Genomic DNA, 13706 nt, shown 5'->3' with positions numbered 1-13706 from the left:
CGGCGTAGTACAGCTGGTTCGCATGTGGGAAACCGACAGGGAACAGGGAGACCGCGATGGCGGATGACAGGCCGGAAAAGATCCTCGCGGCGCTCGGCGGCGCCGAGAATGTCATCGAGGTGGAAGGGTGCATCACCCGGCTGCGCTGTGAGCTCGAAGACATGAGCCTGCTCGACGAGGCGGCGCTGAAGGCCGCCGGCGCGATGGGCGTCGTGCGCATGGGTGCCGGTGTCCAGGTGATCGTGGGGCCGGAGGCCGACACGATCGCCAGCGACATCGAGGACTTGATGTGAGTCTCGAAATTCTGAGCCCGGTCAGCGGTAAGACGACCGCTATGACCGAAGTGCCCGATCCGGTCTTCGCGCAGGCGATGGTCGGCCCCGGCCTCGCGGTCCTGCCCTCGGGCGGGCGCCAGGACGCGGTCTCGCCGGTCGACGGGACGGTCGTGACCCTGCACCCGCACGCTTTCGTGGTGGCCACCGAAGACGGCCGCGGCGTGCTGGTCCACCTCGGGATCGACACGGTCAAGCAGAAGGGCGAGGGGTTCACCCTCCACGTCGTCAAGGGTGAGACCGTCCGCGCCGGGCAGCCGGTCGTCGAATGGGATCCCGAGGCCGTCGTGGCCGCGGGCTACTCGCCGATCGTGCCCGTGGTGGCGCTGGACGCGAAGGCCGAGGTCCTTTCAGGACTGCTCACCGGCGGCGATGTCGAGTCGGGCGACCCGATCTTCACCTGGGACAGCTGAAAAGTTCTACCCGAAAGGGTCCCTTTAGGACGAACCTCGTCCTGAAGGGACCCTTCTCGCGTTCGTCAGGCCGTGACGACCTGGCCGTTGGTGACCTTGACCGCGATCGAAGGCAGCGGCTGGTCCGCGGGCCCCTTTTTGACCGCGCCGGTCTTCGCGTCGAAGATCGAGTTGTGGCAAGGACACTTGAGTTCCGCGCCCTCCGGGACGACCGCGCAGCCCTGGTGCGTGCAGATCGCGCTGAACGCGGCCGCGGTGCCTTCGGCGGTCCTGGTGACGATGACGTCCTTGCCGTCGGCGGTCTTGGCGGCCTTCGCCTGGCCGACCTCGATGTCGGAGAGCGCGGTCAGGGTCTCGCCCGGCGCCGCGGCGGGTGGTGCCGCGGCCGGGCCGGCCGACGGTTTGTCGCTTCCGCAGGCCGTGAGGGCCACGGCACCGACGGCCGCGCCGGCGACGGCGGCCCCGGTGGACAGGACGGTGCGGCGGGAGTGGAGTTCGGCAGTCATGCCCATACACACGTCCGGAGCGGCCGACCGGTTCAATTTCGCCGACCATCGGGTGCCGGATTGAACCGGAAGCCCCTCTTTTCCGTGTTCAAAGGCATAGGGGAACCGAACACGCGGAAAGAGATACGGACATGATCCGGTGGTTGTTGCGGGCGGTGGTGGCGGCGGGCCTGCTCGGCTCGGCGTGGGTGCATTACGTCGTATGGCAGGACTGGGCGTCCGAAACGGCGGTGGTCGGTCCGCTCTTCCTGGTGAACGTGGTGGCCGGCGTGGTCATCGCGGTCGCCGTCCTGGTCTGGCACCACTGGCTTCCCGTGCTCGCGGCGGTCGGCTTCGGCTTGGCGACGCTGGGTGCGTACGTGCTTTCGCTGACGACAGGGTTCTTCGGCGTCTCCGAGCGCTTCACCACCCAGGCCGAGCTCTGGGGCCTGATCACCGAGGTGGCTTGCGTGGTCTTCGCCCTCCCGCTGCTCTTCAACCGCGAAAGCACGGATCGGTGAAGGAATTCGCGGAGGACCGGCTGATGCGGGCCTTGCACGAGGAGCACGCCGCGGCGCTCTGGTCCTACGCACTGCACCTGACCAGCGGAGACCGGGTCCGCGCCGAGGACGTCGTCCAGGAGACGCTGCTGCGGGCCTGGCGCAACGCCAAGGTGCTCGACCAGTCCGAGGGGTCGGCGCGGGGCTGGCTGTTCACCGTCGCGAGACGGATCGCCATCGACGACTGGCGCGCCGCCGAGGCGCATCCGGAGGTGGTGACCGGCGAACCACCCGAAACGTCGGTCACGGACGGCACGGAGCGGGCGGTCCAGGGCTGGCTGGTCGCCGAAGCCCTCGGCGAGCTTTCGCCGAGACATCGGGACGTGCTCGTCCTGTGCTATTTCCAGGGTTACTCCGTCGCCGACGCTGCGAAGCGGCTGGGTGTGGCCGAAGGGACGATCAAGTCGCGGACGCACTACGCCTTGCGGGCGTTGCGGCTGGTATTGGAGGAAAGAGGGGTGACTCAATGACCGACCCCTTCGCCACTTACGACGCGGCCTACGTGCTCGGGGCGTTGTCCCCGGAAGACCGGTTCGCGTACGAGAAACACCTTCGCGTGTGCGACCGGTGCGCCGCTTCGGTCCGCGATCTGGCCGGGATCCCCGGTCTCCTCGCGCAGGCCGGCGCCCCCGCGCTGCTGGAGGAGGAACCGGCGCCCTCGCCGGAACTGCTGCCGACCGTGCTCAAACGGGTCCGCCGGGGAAGGCGGATCCAACGGGCGATCACCACCGCGGCCACCGGGGTGGCCGTCGCGGCCAGCGTCACGCTCGCGGTCGTCCTGACCGGGCCGATCGCGGCCGCCGGGAACCCGATGACCCTGCTCGGCGACTACCCGGTGACCGCCGAGGTCGCCATGTTCGCCACGGACACCGGCACGAAGGTCGACATGACCTGCAGTTACGGCGGCAACCGCACCGGGGACTACATCCTGGTCGCCGTCGACGCCGACGGCGGCACCAGCGAACTGGCGTCCTGGCGCGCGATGCCCAAGGACACCGCACACATCGTGGTCGGCACCGCGATGCGCGCCGGCGACATCAAGGCGTTGGAGATCCGCACGCCCTCGGGTCTCCCGCTGCTGCGGATGAACCCCTGATCCCGGTGTCATGACAGGCCTTCGGTGCCGGAAGCGGGAGGGATTGGGGCTGGAGCGGAAAAGTTCCGGACGGGGTGGGAGCTGAAGGACGCTTTCCCCGCATGACATGCGGCGAAAGCTCCCATCGTCGCATCGCATGCGGCGAAGGGCCCCTTCAGCCCCCGCCCGTCCTGCCGAAAGTGCGTGAAAGTCCCTGTCACGAAAAGAAATCCTTGCCTCACCGAGTGCGACGGGCGCACTCTTGATCTTGTGTTCCTGCCGATCGCCTTCACGGTGGCGGGCGCCGGATCGGCGCTCGCCACGCGCTCCTGCCTGCGCCGGGCGGGAGCGCCGGTGACGGCGTGGGCGGCGGGCCTCACGGCCGCGCTGCTCCTCGCGGTCAGCCTGCGTCACCAAGCGGGAGCGTGGCCGTCGTGGTGGCTCGCGGTCCCGGCCGTGCTGACCGTTTTCGCGGTCCCGCTCGCGCTCGCCGACCTCAAGTACCGCCGCCTGCCCGACGTCCTGACCCTGCCCGCGTACCCGGCCCTCGCCGCCGCGCTCGCGGTCGCCGCCGCCGGGGGAGGGGCGGGCATCGCCTGGCGGGCCGTCCTCGGCGCGCTGGTCTTCGGCGGGGCGCACGCGCTCGTCCACGCGCTGTCGCCGCGCTCGCTCGGCGCCGGTGACGTGAAGCTCGCCGGCAGCCTGGGCGCGGTCCTCGCCGCGGCGGGCTGGCCGTCGGTCGTGCTCGGCGCCGTCGCCGCGGCGCTGTTGAGCGTGGCACTCGCGGTGGGCGGGCCCCGGCATCCGACCGTGCCGCACGGGCCCGGTCTCCTGGTCGCGGCGTGGGCGCTGGCCGTCTTCGCCGGACCCGGTCCGGGATAGCCCGGCCTGTCCTGGGACGGAGAGGAGGTTGTGACAGGATCTATCAGGTGTTGCGCTGGATAACCGCAGGGGAATCGCACGGACCCGCCCTCGCCGCCATCCTGGAAGGGATGCCAGCCGGGGTCGAGGTCACCACCGCCGAAGTGGGCGAGCAGCTCGCGCGACGGAGGCTCGGCTTCGGCCGCAGCCCCCGGATGGGCTTCGAGACCGACCACATCGAGTTCACCGGTGGCGTCCGGCACGGGCTGACCCAGGGTGGCCCCGTCGCGGTCCAGATCGAGAACGCCGAGTGGCCCAAGTGGGAAAAGGTCATGTCGGCCGATCCCGTGCCCGCCGAGGAACTGGACGGCCTGGCGCGCAACGAGCCGCTGACCCGTCCCCGTCCCGGCCACGCGGATCTGCCCGGCATGCAGAAGTACGGCTTCCCCGAGGCCCGTCCGGTGCTGGAGCGCGCGAGCGCCCGCGAGACAGCCTCGCGGACGGCGCTCGGCACGGTGGCCCGCGCGTACCTCAAGCAGCTGCTCGGGGTCGAGATCCTCAGCCACGTCGTGTCGATCGGCGGCGCCTCGGCGCCGGAGGGCCCGCTGCCCGTGGCGTCGGACCTGCCCGCCATCGACGAGAGCCCGGTCCGCGCCTTCGGCCAGGAGGGGACCGACGCGATGGTCGCCGAGGTCGACGCCGTGCGGAAGGCGGGTGACACCGTCGGCGGCGTGATCGAGGTGATCGCCTACGGCCTGCCGCCGGGCCTCGGCTCGCACGTGCACTGGGACCGCAGGCTCGACGCCCGCCTCGCCGGCGCGCTCATGGGCGTGCAGGCGATGAAGGGCGTGGAGGTCGGCGACGGCTTCACCACGGCCAAGCGCTGGGGCAGCCAGGCCCACGACGAGATCGACCGCGGCACCGGTCCGGTCGGGGTGACCCGCCGGTCCAACCGCGCGGGCGGGCTCGAAGGCGGTATCACCAACGGCGAGCCGCTGCGCGTGCGCGTCGCGATGAAGCCGATCTCGACCGTCCCCAAAGCACTGTCCACTGTGGATGTCACCACCGGCGAGCCCGCGGTCGCCATCCACCAGCGTTCCGACGTCTGCGCGGTACCCCGCGCCGGTGTCGTGCTGGAGTCGGTGGTCGCGCTGGTCCTCGCGGACGCCGCGCTGGAGAAGTTCGGCGGGGACTCGCTGGCCGAGGGCAAGCGCAACGTCGAGGGCTACCTGAAGGCGCTCGAGGAGCGCTGGTGACCCCTCGCGTGGTGATCATCGGGCCGCCGGGTTCGGGCAAGAGCACGGTCGGCCCGGCGCTCGCCGCCACCTTGGGTCTCGCCTTCCGCGACAGCGACGACGACATCGTCGCGAGCGCGGGCAAGCCCATCACCGACATCTTCGCCGAGGAGGGCGAGCCCGCCTTCCGCGCGCTGGAGGAGGAGATGGTCGCGAAGGCGCTGGCCGAACACGACGGTGTCCTCTCCCTGGGCGGCGGAGCCCCGATCACCCCGGGCACCCGCGAGCGGCTGGCCGGGCACACGGTGGTCTTCCTCAACGTCGGGATGGCCGCCGGGGTGCAGCGCGCCGGGCTGTCCACCGCCCGCCCGCTGCTGGCCGGGGTCAACCCCCGCGCCACCTACAAGGCGCTGCTCGACGCTCGGCTGCCGGTGTACCGCGAGGTGGCCACGTTCGAGATCGAAACCGACCAGCTGACGCCCGACGAGGTCGTCAAGGCCGCCGTCATCGGACTGGCCGAGATCAGCAAGGAGCAAGCATGAAGCGCACCACCGCCGGTGTCCTCCTCGCCGTCTTGGCCTTGAGCCTGACCGCCTGCAGCGAGGAAAAGCAGCCCCCGGGCTCGGACGTGATCCAGACCAGTGCCGCGGAGACCGGCGCGGCCACCGCTTCGGCCGCGCCCGAAGCCGATGTCGCCGCCGACGTCCAGGTCCTGAAGTGCGAGAGCACCAGCTACACCCCGAAGGTCACCATCGAGGTCACGAACAGCACCGGTGAGGACGCGCGCTACGCCGTCACCATCGCGATCAAGGACGCCGAGGGCAAGGCCTCCGGTGAGGCGCTGTTCGCCAAGAACCGGATGACGCCGGGCCAGAAGGTGACCGAAGAGATCCCGGGGGACACCCCGGTCAAGGGCAAGATCTCCTGCGAGGTCGCCAGGGCCAAGCGGCTTCCGCCGAAGTGAGGGAAACGATGACCGAGCCGGTTCGCATCACCGTCAACACCGCCAAGCCGTACGACGTCGTCATCGGGCGCGGCCTGCTGGGCGAGCTCACCGAGCAGCTCGCCGACGCCTCCAAGGTCGCGCTGATCCACCCGCCGACGCTGACGACCACCGCCGAGGCCATCCGCGACGAACTGGCCGAGGCCGGGATCGACGCGCACCGGGTCGAGATCCCCGACGCCGAGGACGGCAAGGCGCTCACCGTCGCCAGCTTCTGCTGGGAGGTCCTCGGCCGCATGGGCCTGGACCGCCAGGGAGTGGTCGTCGGGCTCGGCGGCGGCGCCGTGACCGACCTGGCGGGCTTCGTCGCCGCGACCTGGATGCGCGGCGTCCGGCTGGTCAACGTCCCCACCACCCTGCTGGGCATGGTCGACGCCTCGCTCGGCGGGAAGACCGGCATCAACACCGAGGCGGGCAAGAACCTCGTCGGCGTCTTCCACGAGCCGAGCGCGGTCCTGGTCGACCTCGCGACGCTGGAAACGTTGCCGCCCAACGAACTCGTCGCCGGGATGGCCGAGGTCGTCAAGGCCGGGTTCATCGCGGACCCGCGCATCCTCGAACTCGTCGAGCAGGACCCGGCCGCGGCACTGGACACCACCGGCGAGGTCATCGGCGAGCTGGTCCGCCGCTCGATCCAGGTCAAGGCCGACGTCGTCGCCGCGGACCTGCGCGAGTCGGACCTGCGCGAGATCCTCAACTACGGCCACACCCTCGCCCACGCCATCGAACGCCGCGAGAAGTACCGGTGGCGCCACGGTGCCGCCGTCAGCGTCGGCCTGGTGTTCGCCGCCGAGCTCGCGCGCCTGGCCGGCCGTCTCGACGACGCCACCGCGGAGCGGCACACGGCCGTGCTCAAGCTGCTGGGCCTGCCGACCACCTACGACCCGGACGCGCTCCCGCACCTGCTGGAGACGATGAAGGGCGACAAGAAGACCCGGTCGGGCGTGCTGCGCTTCGTCGTCCTGGACGGGCTCGCCAAGCCGGGCAGGCTGGAAGGCCCCGACCCGGCGCTGCTCGCGGCGGCGTACTCGGTGGTGGCGGGCGAGGCTCCCAAGGCCGGCGGGAGCGTGCTGCTGTGAAGGTGCTCGTCCTCAACGGTCCCAACCTCGGCAGGCTCGGCCTGCGCGAACCCGGCATCTACGGTTCCGCGACGCACGCCGATCTGGCCGAGACCTGTGTCGGGACCGGCAAGGAACTCGGGATCGACGTCGAGGTCCGCCAGACCGACCACGAGGGCGAGATGGTCGGCTGGCTGCACGAAGCCGCCGACGCGGGCTGGCCGGTGGTGCTCAACGCCGCCGCGTGGACGCACTACTCGATCGCGGTCCGCGACGCCGCCGCCCAGCTCGAGGCGCCGCTGATCGAACTGCACATCTCCAACGTGCACAAGCGCGAGCAGTTCCGGCACCACAGCGTGCTTTCGGATATCGCCACCGCCGTCATCGCCGGGCTCGGGGTCGACGGCTATCCGCTCGCCCTGCGCTGGATGGCCGCGAACGCGGCATGAACAACCCGCCCGAAATCACGACATCGCGGCTGCGGCTGCGCGCGCTGACCGAGTCCGACACCGAGGAGATCGTCAAGCTCTTCGCCGATCCGGCGTTGAGCGCGCATTTCGCGGTTCCGCTCACCGACCCGGACCTCGTCCGCGAGATGGTCGGACGGCGGCTGGCGTACCGCGGCCCGGCCGGGATGGGGCACTGGACGATCGAACGCGACGGCGAGGTGATCGGCCTCGCGCATCTGCGGCCGTCGGAAGAGCTGCCCGGCGGGGTTCCGGAGATCGGCTACTACCTGGCGCGTGCGCACGGCGGGCAGGGTTTGGCGACCGAGGCCGCGCGAGCCCTGCTGGAGCACGGGCTCGCCGGGCTCGGCCTGTCGTCGGTGTGGGCGCTGGTCGGTGAGTCCAATGTGGCCAGTCTGAACCTGGTGCGGCGCTTGGGTTTCCTGGACGTCGGCAGCGGTGACCACTACGGCAGCGGTCCGCATCGCGTGCTCGTCGCGTTGCCGTCGGAGCACGGGCGGGCCCACCACATCGAACTGTGGGTGCCGGATCTCGCCCGCGCCGAGGAGAGCTGGGGCTGGCTGCTCGGCGAACTCGGCTGGCGGGAGTTCCAGCGCTGGCCCGCCGGCGTGAGCTGGAAACTCGGCTCGACGTACCTCGTCGTCGAGCGTTCTCCCGCGCTCAGCGGCGAAAAGCACGAGCGCACCGCGCCGGGCCTGAACCACCTCGCGCTGCACGTCGCCTCAGGCGATCGGGTGAACGAACTGGCTTCGAAGGCCGTCGAACATGGCTGGTCGCCGATGTTCGCGGACAAGTTTCCGTATGCGGGGGGTGATCACCACTACGCCGCCTACCTCGAAAACGCCGATGGCTTCGAAGTGGAATTGGTCGCCCTACCGGGGAGTGACGTCACCCAGCTGGGTTAAGTCTCGCTACACTCGGCCATCATGCGCCTTTTTCGTGGGGGTCGGCGACCCGCCCGTGTCGTGGTGGCCCTCCTCGCGGTCGGCGCGGTCCTCGTGGCGTGCAGCGACGGCCACACGCAGTCCCAGGCCGACGGCAAGGGTGGCGGGATCGGCGGAGTCCAGCTGACGCCCGGTGAGAAGCCCCGGCCGATGGACGTCGAACTCGCCACGGGCGACCCTCGCGCCAGTGGCGGCGTGGTCGCGGCCGGCGATCAGGACGCGGTCTACAACTACGGCCCGACCGTGATGCGGGACGGCGGCAAGCTCCGGATGTGGTGGTGCAGCCAGTACGGCAGCGCCCAGCCTCCCGGTGACGACGTCCTCTACGCGCAGTCGCCCTCGCTCGACGGTCCCTTCACCGGCCCGTCCGGTGGCGGCCCCGCGGCGGTGTTCTCCGGCGCGCCCGGCGGTTTCGACGGGATGCACACCTGCGATCCCTCGGTGATCAAGGTCGGCTCGACCTACTACATGTACTACACCGGCGCGGCGGGCGACCACGCGCTCGGCAACTCGATCGGGCTCGCCACCAGCCCGGACGGCCTCAAGTGGACCCGGGCGGCAGGCGGGCAGCCGATCATCGGCCCCTCGCACGACGTGCACCGCGCCAACAACGTCTACGGCGCCGGCCAGCCCTCGGCGGTGTACCTCGACGGCTGGTTCTACGTGCTCTTCACCGACACCACGGCCAAGGCCGCCGGGTGGAACGGCGCCGGTCAGTTCCTGCTGCGCGCCAAGGACGCGGCCTTCAGCCAGGGCGTGGAGACGCTGGGGGAGCAGGGCTTCGTGCCCAAGCCCAGCACGATCTCGCCGCGCACCCGCTCGCTGGTCGACGGGTTCAGCACCGATCTGATGTGGGTCGGCTCGCTCGACGCCTTCGTGATCGCGCACGAGACCGACACCGGCACCACGCTCACCTTCTGGACCAGGGATTTCAGCGCGCAGCCGTACCGGCCGGTGGTCATCCCCGGCGCGTGGAAGGAGGGTCCCGGCCTGGTCCGGCGGCCCGACGGGCACGCGCCGCTCTCCTCGGGCGACGTCTGCGACAGGGTCCCGTTCGACGTCGTCCGGGCCACGATCGTCGGCGGCGCGGGGGCGCCGACCGACCTCAAGCATTTCGGCCTGGACGTCCGCGGCTCGCGGGCCTGCGACGGCGACGCCCGGACCCGGACCGCGTTCGAAGGCGTCGCGATGCCTTCACCGCAGCGGACCATCGACCTGGTCGCCGACGGCAAACTGGTGCGGGTCGACCGGCGCTCGGTGGCGGCGGCGCTCGCGGGCGAGGTGCTGGACCAGCGGCTCAAGGTCGTCGAGAAGTTCCCGCAGGCCGCGCGCCTGAGCGCCGGGGCGAAGATGGTGCGCGCTCCCGGCCGCGGGATCGGTGTGGTGCTCGATGGCAAGTTGTTCGCCGTGCCGGACGCAGGGGCCGCCGCGCTGAACGACTCGACCGTCGAAGAGATCAGCGATCAGGCCTGGGACGGCTTCCCGGCCGGTTTCCCGCTCGCGGGCTGATCCTCGTCGTCGTCCTCCGGGGCGGCCTTGGTGATGCGGCCGCCGACGAACAGGCCGAGCCCGGCCGGGAGGAGCACCAGCAGGGCCGAGAAGGCGGCGCCACCGGTGAGCGCGCCGGCGAGTTCCGAGGCGCCGGTCTGGTCGACGAACACCGCGCGCCCGATCACGTACAGCACGCCCGAGACCGGGCCCGCGATCAGCGCCGCGATGAACCAGTTCCGGCCGCTGTCGGGTTTGCCCCGCCAGGCGTCCACGGCGCTCCAGCCCGCCGCCGCGCCGACCAGGATCGCGAGGGCGAGGGAGGTGACGAGGGTCTTGTCGGTGGGGTTGAAGACCTCGTACTTGGCCAGCACGGTGACGGCCACGCCGTGCAGCAGCGCCATCACGAGTCCACGAGTCAGCCACGGTGCCATGGGGCGAGTTTAACTCGCGAGTAGCGACAGTCACCCCCACCCGCGCGGGTCGCGTTTAGTCCTCTGGTTGCGATCTTGGCGGGCCCGCCCGTACGACCTGGAGGCTCCGGCCTCGCGAACGGTCACGAGAACCTGGCCACGTACCGCCACCGGGTGGCGAGGCAGAGGTCCGTGAAGGTCTCCTTCCCTACTTTCAAGGTCAGGGTCTCGGCAAAGTCGGCTATCCGCACGTGTCAGGTTTCGAGGGTTCCAGCGGGTCGTGAGTGATAAGAAGCGTTAGAACGACACTTACCGCTCACGACCACGAGACGCGCGGTGAGCGTCCGGCAGCGGCCCGCCGGGAGAGCGCCCACCCCCTAAACTCCATCCCGTGCGTGAATACTTCTCTCGCCGCCGCGCGGCGCTGCGTTCCCTGCTGGCCGACTCCGGCGTGGACGCGCTGCTGGTCACGGACCTGCTCAACATCAGGTACCTGACCGGCTTCACCGGGTCCAACGCCGCTCTCCTGGTCCACGAGGGCGGTGACGACAAGACGATCTTCTGTACCGACGGCCGCTACACGGTCCAGTCGGCGACCGAGGTGCCCGACCTCGAGCGGGTGCTGGACCGCGCGAGCGCGGCCAAGCTCGCCGACCTGGCGGCCGAGAAAGACTTCGGCAAGACCGGGTTCGAGAGCCAGCACGTCAGCGTCGAGCAGCACGAGGACCTCAAGGTGCGCTTCGACCGCGTCCAGCTGGTCCGGACGCCGGGTCTCGTCGAGCAGTTGCGGCTGGTCAAGGACGAGCAGGAGATCGAGGCGCTGCGCCAGGCGTGCGCCGCGGCCGACAGGGCACTGGAGGACCTGGTGTCCGCCGGTGGGCTCCGGCCGGGCCGCACCGAGCTCGACGTCGCCCGTGACCTGGAGAATCGCATGCTCGGCCACGGGTCGACAGGGCCGTCGTTCGACACGATCGTCGCGGCGGGCGTCAACTCCGCGATCCCGCACCACCGGCCGACCCCGGCCGTGCTCGCGACCGGCGACTTCGTCAAGATCGACTTCGGCGCCACGGTCGACGGCTACCACTCCGACATGACCCGCACGTTCGTGCTCGGCAAGCCCGCGGCGTGGCAGGAAGAGATCTACGAGCTGGTCCAGCGCGCGCAGGCGGCGGGCTGTGACGCCGTTCTTCCCGGCGCCGAAGTGTCCGAAGTGGACAAGGCGGCCCGTGGCGTGATCGTCGGCGCGGGGCGCGGCGAGGAGTTCGGCCACGGTCTCGGCCACGGGGTCGGACTGCAGGTGCACGAGGCGCCCAGCCTCGCCACCACCGGCGTCGGTACACTGTCCGCCGGTATGGCCGTCACCGTCGAACCTGGTGTGTATCTGCCCGGACGCGGAGGCGTGCGCATCGAGGACACGCTGGTCGTGCGGGAAGGTACGCCCGAACTCCTCACGCTGAGCACCAAGGAACTCGTGGTCGTCTGACGGCGGCCCGGAAGATCGACACAGGAGACTGCACACTCGTGGCCACCACCAACGACCTGAAGAACGGGCTCGTCCTCAACCTCGACGGCCAGCTCTGGACCGTCACCGCGTTCCAGCACGTCAAGCCGGGCAAGGGCGGCGCGTTCGTCCGCACCACGCTCAAGCACGTGCTGACCGGCAAGGTCGTCGACAAGACCTTCAACGCGGGAACGAAGGTCGAGACGGCCACCGTCGACCGCCGCAACATGACGTACCTGTACAAGGACGGCGCGGACTTCGTGTTCATGGACTCGGAGACCTACGACCAGATCACCGTGCTGGCCGAGACCGTCGCCGACAACGCGAACTACCTCCTCGAGAACTTCGAGGTCCAGGTCGCGGTGCACGAGGGCACGCCGCTGTACATCGAGCTGCCGACCTCGGTCGAGCTGATCGTCCAGCACACCGACCCCGGCCTGCAGGGCGACCGTTCCACCGGTGGCACCAAGCCGGCCACCCTGGAGACCGGCGCCGAGATCCAGGTGCCGCTGTTCCTCACCACCGGCGAGAAGATCAAGGTCGACACCCGTGACGGCCGCTACCTGGGCCGCGTCTCCAACTGATGGCTGACTCAGGCAAATCCGGCAGCAAGTCGCCGAACCGCGGTGGGCCGATCAGCCGGCGGCAGGCGCGCAAGCGTGCCGTCGAGATGATGTACGAGGCCGCCCAGCGCGGTGCCGACGCCGTGACGCTGCTGGCGGACAGGGTCGGTTCGGTCGAGGTCGACCCGATCGCGGACTACACGATCTCGCTGGTCGAGGGCGTCACCGGGCGGAAGACCCAGATCGACGAGCTGCTCTCGGAGCACGCTCAGGGCTGGACACTGGACCGGATGCCGCCGGTGGACCTGGCGGTGCTGCGGGTCGGTGTCTACGAACTGCTGTGGGCCACGGACGTGCCGGACCCGGTCGCCATCGACGAGGCCGTCGGGCTGGCGAAGGAGCTGTCGACCGACGACTCGCCGCGGTTCGTGAACGGTGTGCTCGGCCGCATTGGCACGATCGCCGACCGTCTCCGAGCGGTTCTCTAGAAGACGTACCACAACGGGCCGTGTCCTCTGCCGAGGGCACGGCCCGTTTTCATGCTCGATGGTGCGGGTTGGCGTTTCCGGTCCCCCCGGACCGAAAACGTCGCCATCTCTAGTCCTCTTTGGACGGTCGAGCCTCGGGCGGCAGCACACCCCAGTCGATCAGCTGCTCGGTGAGTTCACCGGGGGTCATGTCGTAGATGATCGCCAGTGAACGCAGGTCCTCGGTGCGGATGGAGAGCACCTTGCCGTTGTAGTCGCCGCGCTGGCTCTGGATGGTGGCCGCGTAGCGGGCGAGCGGTCCGACCTTCTCCGCCGGGAGCTGCTGTAGGCGCTCCAGGTTTATGACGATCTTCGTGGCGGGCTCGGCACCCGACGGCACCCGGCCCTCCGGCAGCAGTTCCACCACCGGCACGCCGTAGAAGTCGGCCAGCTCGGCGAGCTTCTGCACGGTGACGGCGCGGTCGCCGCGCTCGTACGAGCCGACGACGACGGCCTTCCAGCGGCCTCCGGACTTCTGCTCGACCCCGTGCAGGGACAGGCCCTGCTGCTGGCGGATCCCCCGGAGCTTGGCCCCGAGCGCCTTGGCGTAATCGCCCATCTGGTGGTTCTCCGTTTCCTCACCCCCAACCGGTCGAAGTGACCGGTCCAGGGGACTCTAGAGTCGAATACTCAGAGTAATGGTTACGCATAGTTGTCACCAGGTCAAGCGGGTGCTTTCGAGAGGCGTTCGTCACCTGGGGCGCGCCACCCATAAGACTGAGGTCCCGCTCCTGCTAGTGTCGATTCGATTTCCTCGCCACGCAGGAAGTCGACGTCCTTT

Annotated in this window: 18 protein-coding genes and 1 pseudogene; 16 read left to right on the top strand and 3 right to left on the bottom strand. The window is 70.2% G+C overall.

The window, feature by feature from the left end:
• Nucleotides 1–47 precede the first annotated feature (47 nt).
• Nucleotides 48–293 (top strand): annotated as a pseudogene (locus ACLJPX_RS23355) (glucose PTS transporter subunit EIIB); the annotation flags it as partial.
• The gene (locus ACLJPX_RS23350; protein ID WP_410601956.1) at nucleotides 290–745 is read left to right on the top strand and encodes a PTS glucose transporter subunit IIA; all 456 of its coding nucleotides are present in this window, start codon (nucleotides 290–292) and stop codon (nucleotides 743–745) included. The pseudogene ACLJPX_RS23355 and the gene ACLJPX_RS23350, both read left to right, overlap by 4 nt.
• A gap of 65 nt (nucleotides 746–810) precedes the next feature.
• Here the strand turns inward: ACLJPX_RS23350 and ACLJPX_RS23345 are convergent, their stop codons facing one another.
• The gene (locus tag ACLJPX_RS23345; RefSeq protein ID WP_410601955.1) at nucleotides 811–1251 is read right to left on the bottom strand and encodes a ubiquinol-cytochrome c reductase iron-sulfur subunit; all 441 of its coding nucleotides are present in this window, start codon (nucleotides 1249–1251) and stop codon (nucleotides 811–813) included.
• A 131-nt stretch (nucleotides 1252–1382) separates the two neighbouring features.
• On the opposite strand from ACLJPX_RS23345, the gene ACLJPX_RS23340 reads away from it, so the two are divergent.
• The 11 genes from ACLJPX_RS23340 to ACLJPX_RS23290 all read left to right on the top strand — a co-directional run bounded on the left by ACLJPX_RS23340 (nucleotide 1383) and on the right by ACLJPX_RS23290 (nucleotide 9942).
• Nucleotides 1383–1751: a hypothetical protein gene (locus ACLJPX_RS23340; protein WP_101606720.1), complete on the top strand. Its 369-nt coding sequence runs from the start codon at nucleotides 1383–1385 to the stop codon at nucleotides 1749–1751.
• Nucleotides 1748–2260, top strand: a complete 513-nt coding sequence (locus tag ACLJPX_RS23335; protein WP_410601954.1) for a sigma-70 family RNA polymerase sigma factor — start codon at nucleotides 1748–1750, stop codon at nucleotides 2258–2260. The genes ACLJPX_RS23340 and ACLJPX_RS23335 overlap by 4 nt, the downstream gene beginning before the upstream one ends.
• Complete coding sequence (locus ACLJPX_RS23330; RefSeq protein WP_410601952.1) at nucleotides 2257–2886, top strand: anti-sigma factor family protein; 630 nt, start codon at nucleotides 2257–2259, stop codon at nucleotides 2884–2886. The genes ACLJPX_RS23335 and ACLJPX_RS23330 overlap by 4 nt, the downstream gene beginning before the upstream one ends.
• Before the next feature lie 249 nt (nucleotides 2887–3135).
• Nucleotides 3136–3747 carry a prepilin peptidase gene (locus tag ACLJPX_RS23325; RefSeq protein ID WP_410601951.1) on the top strand — a complete coding sequence of 204 codons (612 nt, stop codon included), beginning with the start codon at nucleotides 3136–3138 and terminating at the stop codon, nucleotides 3745–3747.
• 47 nt (nucleotides 3748–3794) lie between these two features.
• Nucleotides 3795–4982, top strand: a complete 1188-nt coding sequence (gene aroC / locus ACLJPX_RS23320; protein ID WP_101606724.1) for a chorismate synthase — start codon at nucleotides 3795–3797, stop codon at nucleotides 4980–4982.
• Entirely contained in the window at nucleotides 4979–5503 is a 525-nt protein-coding gene (locus tag ACLJPX_RS23315; RefSeq protein ID WP_410601950.1) for a shikimate kinase, read from the top strand. Before aroC ends, ACLJPX_RS23315 begins: the two co-directional genes overlap by 4 nt.
• Nucleotides 5500–5925, top strand: coding sequence for a hypothetical protein (locus ACLJPX_RS23310; RefSeq protein ID WP_410601949.1), 426 nt, complete (start codon nucleotides 5500–5502; stop codon nucleotides 5923–5925). Before ACLJPX_RS23315 ends, ACLJPX_RS23310 begins: the two co-directional genes overlap by 4 nt.
• A gap of 8 nt (nucleotides 5926–5933) precedes the next feature.
• Nucleotides 5934–7043, top strand: coding sequence for a 3-dehydroquinate synthase (gene aroB, locus ACLJPX_RS23305; protein WP_410601948.1), 1110 nt, complete (start codon nucleotides 5934–5936; stop codon nucleotides 7041–7043).
• Complete coding sequence (aroQ, locus tag ACLJPX_RS23300; RefSeq protein WP_410601947.1) at nucleotides 7040–7471, top strand: type II 3-dehydroquinate dehydratase; 432 nt, start codon at nucleotides 7040–7042, stop codon at nucleotides 7469–7471. The genes aroB and aroQ overlap by 4 nt, the downstream gene beginning before the upstream one ends.
• The gene (locus ACLJPX_RS23295) at nucleotides 7468–8394 is read left to right on the top strand and encodes a GNAT family N-acetyltransferase (protein WP_410601946.1); all 927 of its coding nucleotides are present in this window, start codon (nucleotides 7468–7470) and stop codon (nucleotides 8392–8394) included. Before aroQ ends, ACLJPX_RS23295 begins: the two co-directional genes overlap by 4 nt.
• 60 nt (nucleotides 8395–8454) lie before the next feature.
• Nucleotides 8455–9942 carry a beta-xylosidase gene (locus ACLJPX_RS23290; protein ID WP_410602550.1) on the top strand — a complete coding sequence of 496 codons (1488 nt, stop codon included), beginning with the start codon at nucleotides 8455–8457 and terminating at the stop codon, nucleotides 9940–9942.
• On the opposite strand, the gene ACLJPX_RS23285 is transcribed toward ACLJPX_RS23290, so the two are convergent.
• Nucleotides 9897–10325 (bottom strand): B-4DMT family transporter, encoded by a 429-nt coding sequence (locus ACLJPX_RS23285; protein ID WP_410602548.1) that lies wholly within the window; start codon nucleotides 10323–10325, stop codon nucleotides 9897–9899. The genes ACLJPX_RS23290 and ACLJPX_RS23285 overlap by 46 nt on opposite strands.
• A 400-nt stretch (nucleotides 10326–10725) precedes the next feature.
• On the opposite strand from ACLJPX_RS23285, the gene ACLJPX_RS23280 reads away from it, so the two are divergent.
• The 3 genes from ACLJPX_RS23280 to nusB are packed head-to-tail and all read left to right on the top strand — an operon-like array spanning nucleotide 10726 to nucleotide 12886.
• Nucleotides 10726–11817 carry a M24 family metallopeptidase gene (locus ACLJPX_RS23280; protein WP_101606732.1) on the top strand — a complete coding sequence of 364 codons (1092 nt, stop codon included), beginning with the start codon at nucleotides 10726–10728 and terminating at the stop codon, nucleotides 11815–11817.
• 38 nt (nucleotides 11818–11855) lie between these two features.
• Nucleotides 11856–12419 carry an elongation factor P gene (efp, locus tag ACLJPX_RS23275; RefSeq protein ID WP_101606733.1) on the top strand — a complete coding sequence of 188 codons (564 nt, stop codon included), beginning with the start codon at nucleotides 11856–11858 and terminating at the stop codon, nucleotides 12417–12419.
• A complete protein-coding gene (nusB, locus tag ACLJPX_RS23270; protein ID WP_410601945.1) occupies nucleotides 12419–12886 on the top strand; it encodes a transcription antitermination factor NusB in 468 nt (155 codons plus the stop codon). The genes efp and nusB overlap by 1 nt, the downstream gene beginning before the upstream one ends.
• A 109-nt stretch (nucleotides 12887–12995) precedes the next feature.
• On the opposite strand, the gene ACLJPX_RS23265 is transcribed toward nusB, so the two are convergent.
• Nucleotides 12996–13484 carry a transcriptional regulator gene (locus ACLJPX_RS23265; RefSeq protein WP_003096372.1) on the bottom strand — a complete coding sequence of 163 codons (489 nt, stop codon included), beginning with the start codon at nucleotides 13482–13484 and terminating at the stop codon, nucleotides 12996–12998.
• Between the last annotated feature and the right edge of the window lie 222 nt (nucleotides 13485–13706).

Source organism: Amycolatopsis sp. lyj-90 (assembly GCF_046549035.1).
In the GTDB taxonomy this organism is placed as follows: Bacteria; Actinomycetota; Actinomycetes; order Mycobacteriales; family Pseudonocardiaceae; genus Amycolatopsis.
The sequence above is the reverse complement of the archived record's forward strand: the minus strand, read 5'-3'. Positions and strand labels throughout refer to the sequence as shown.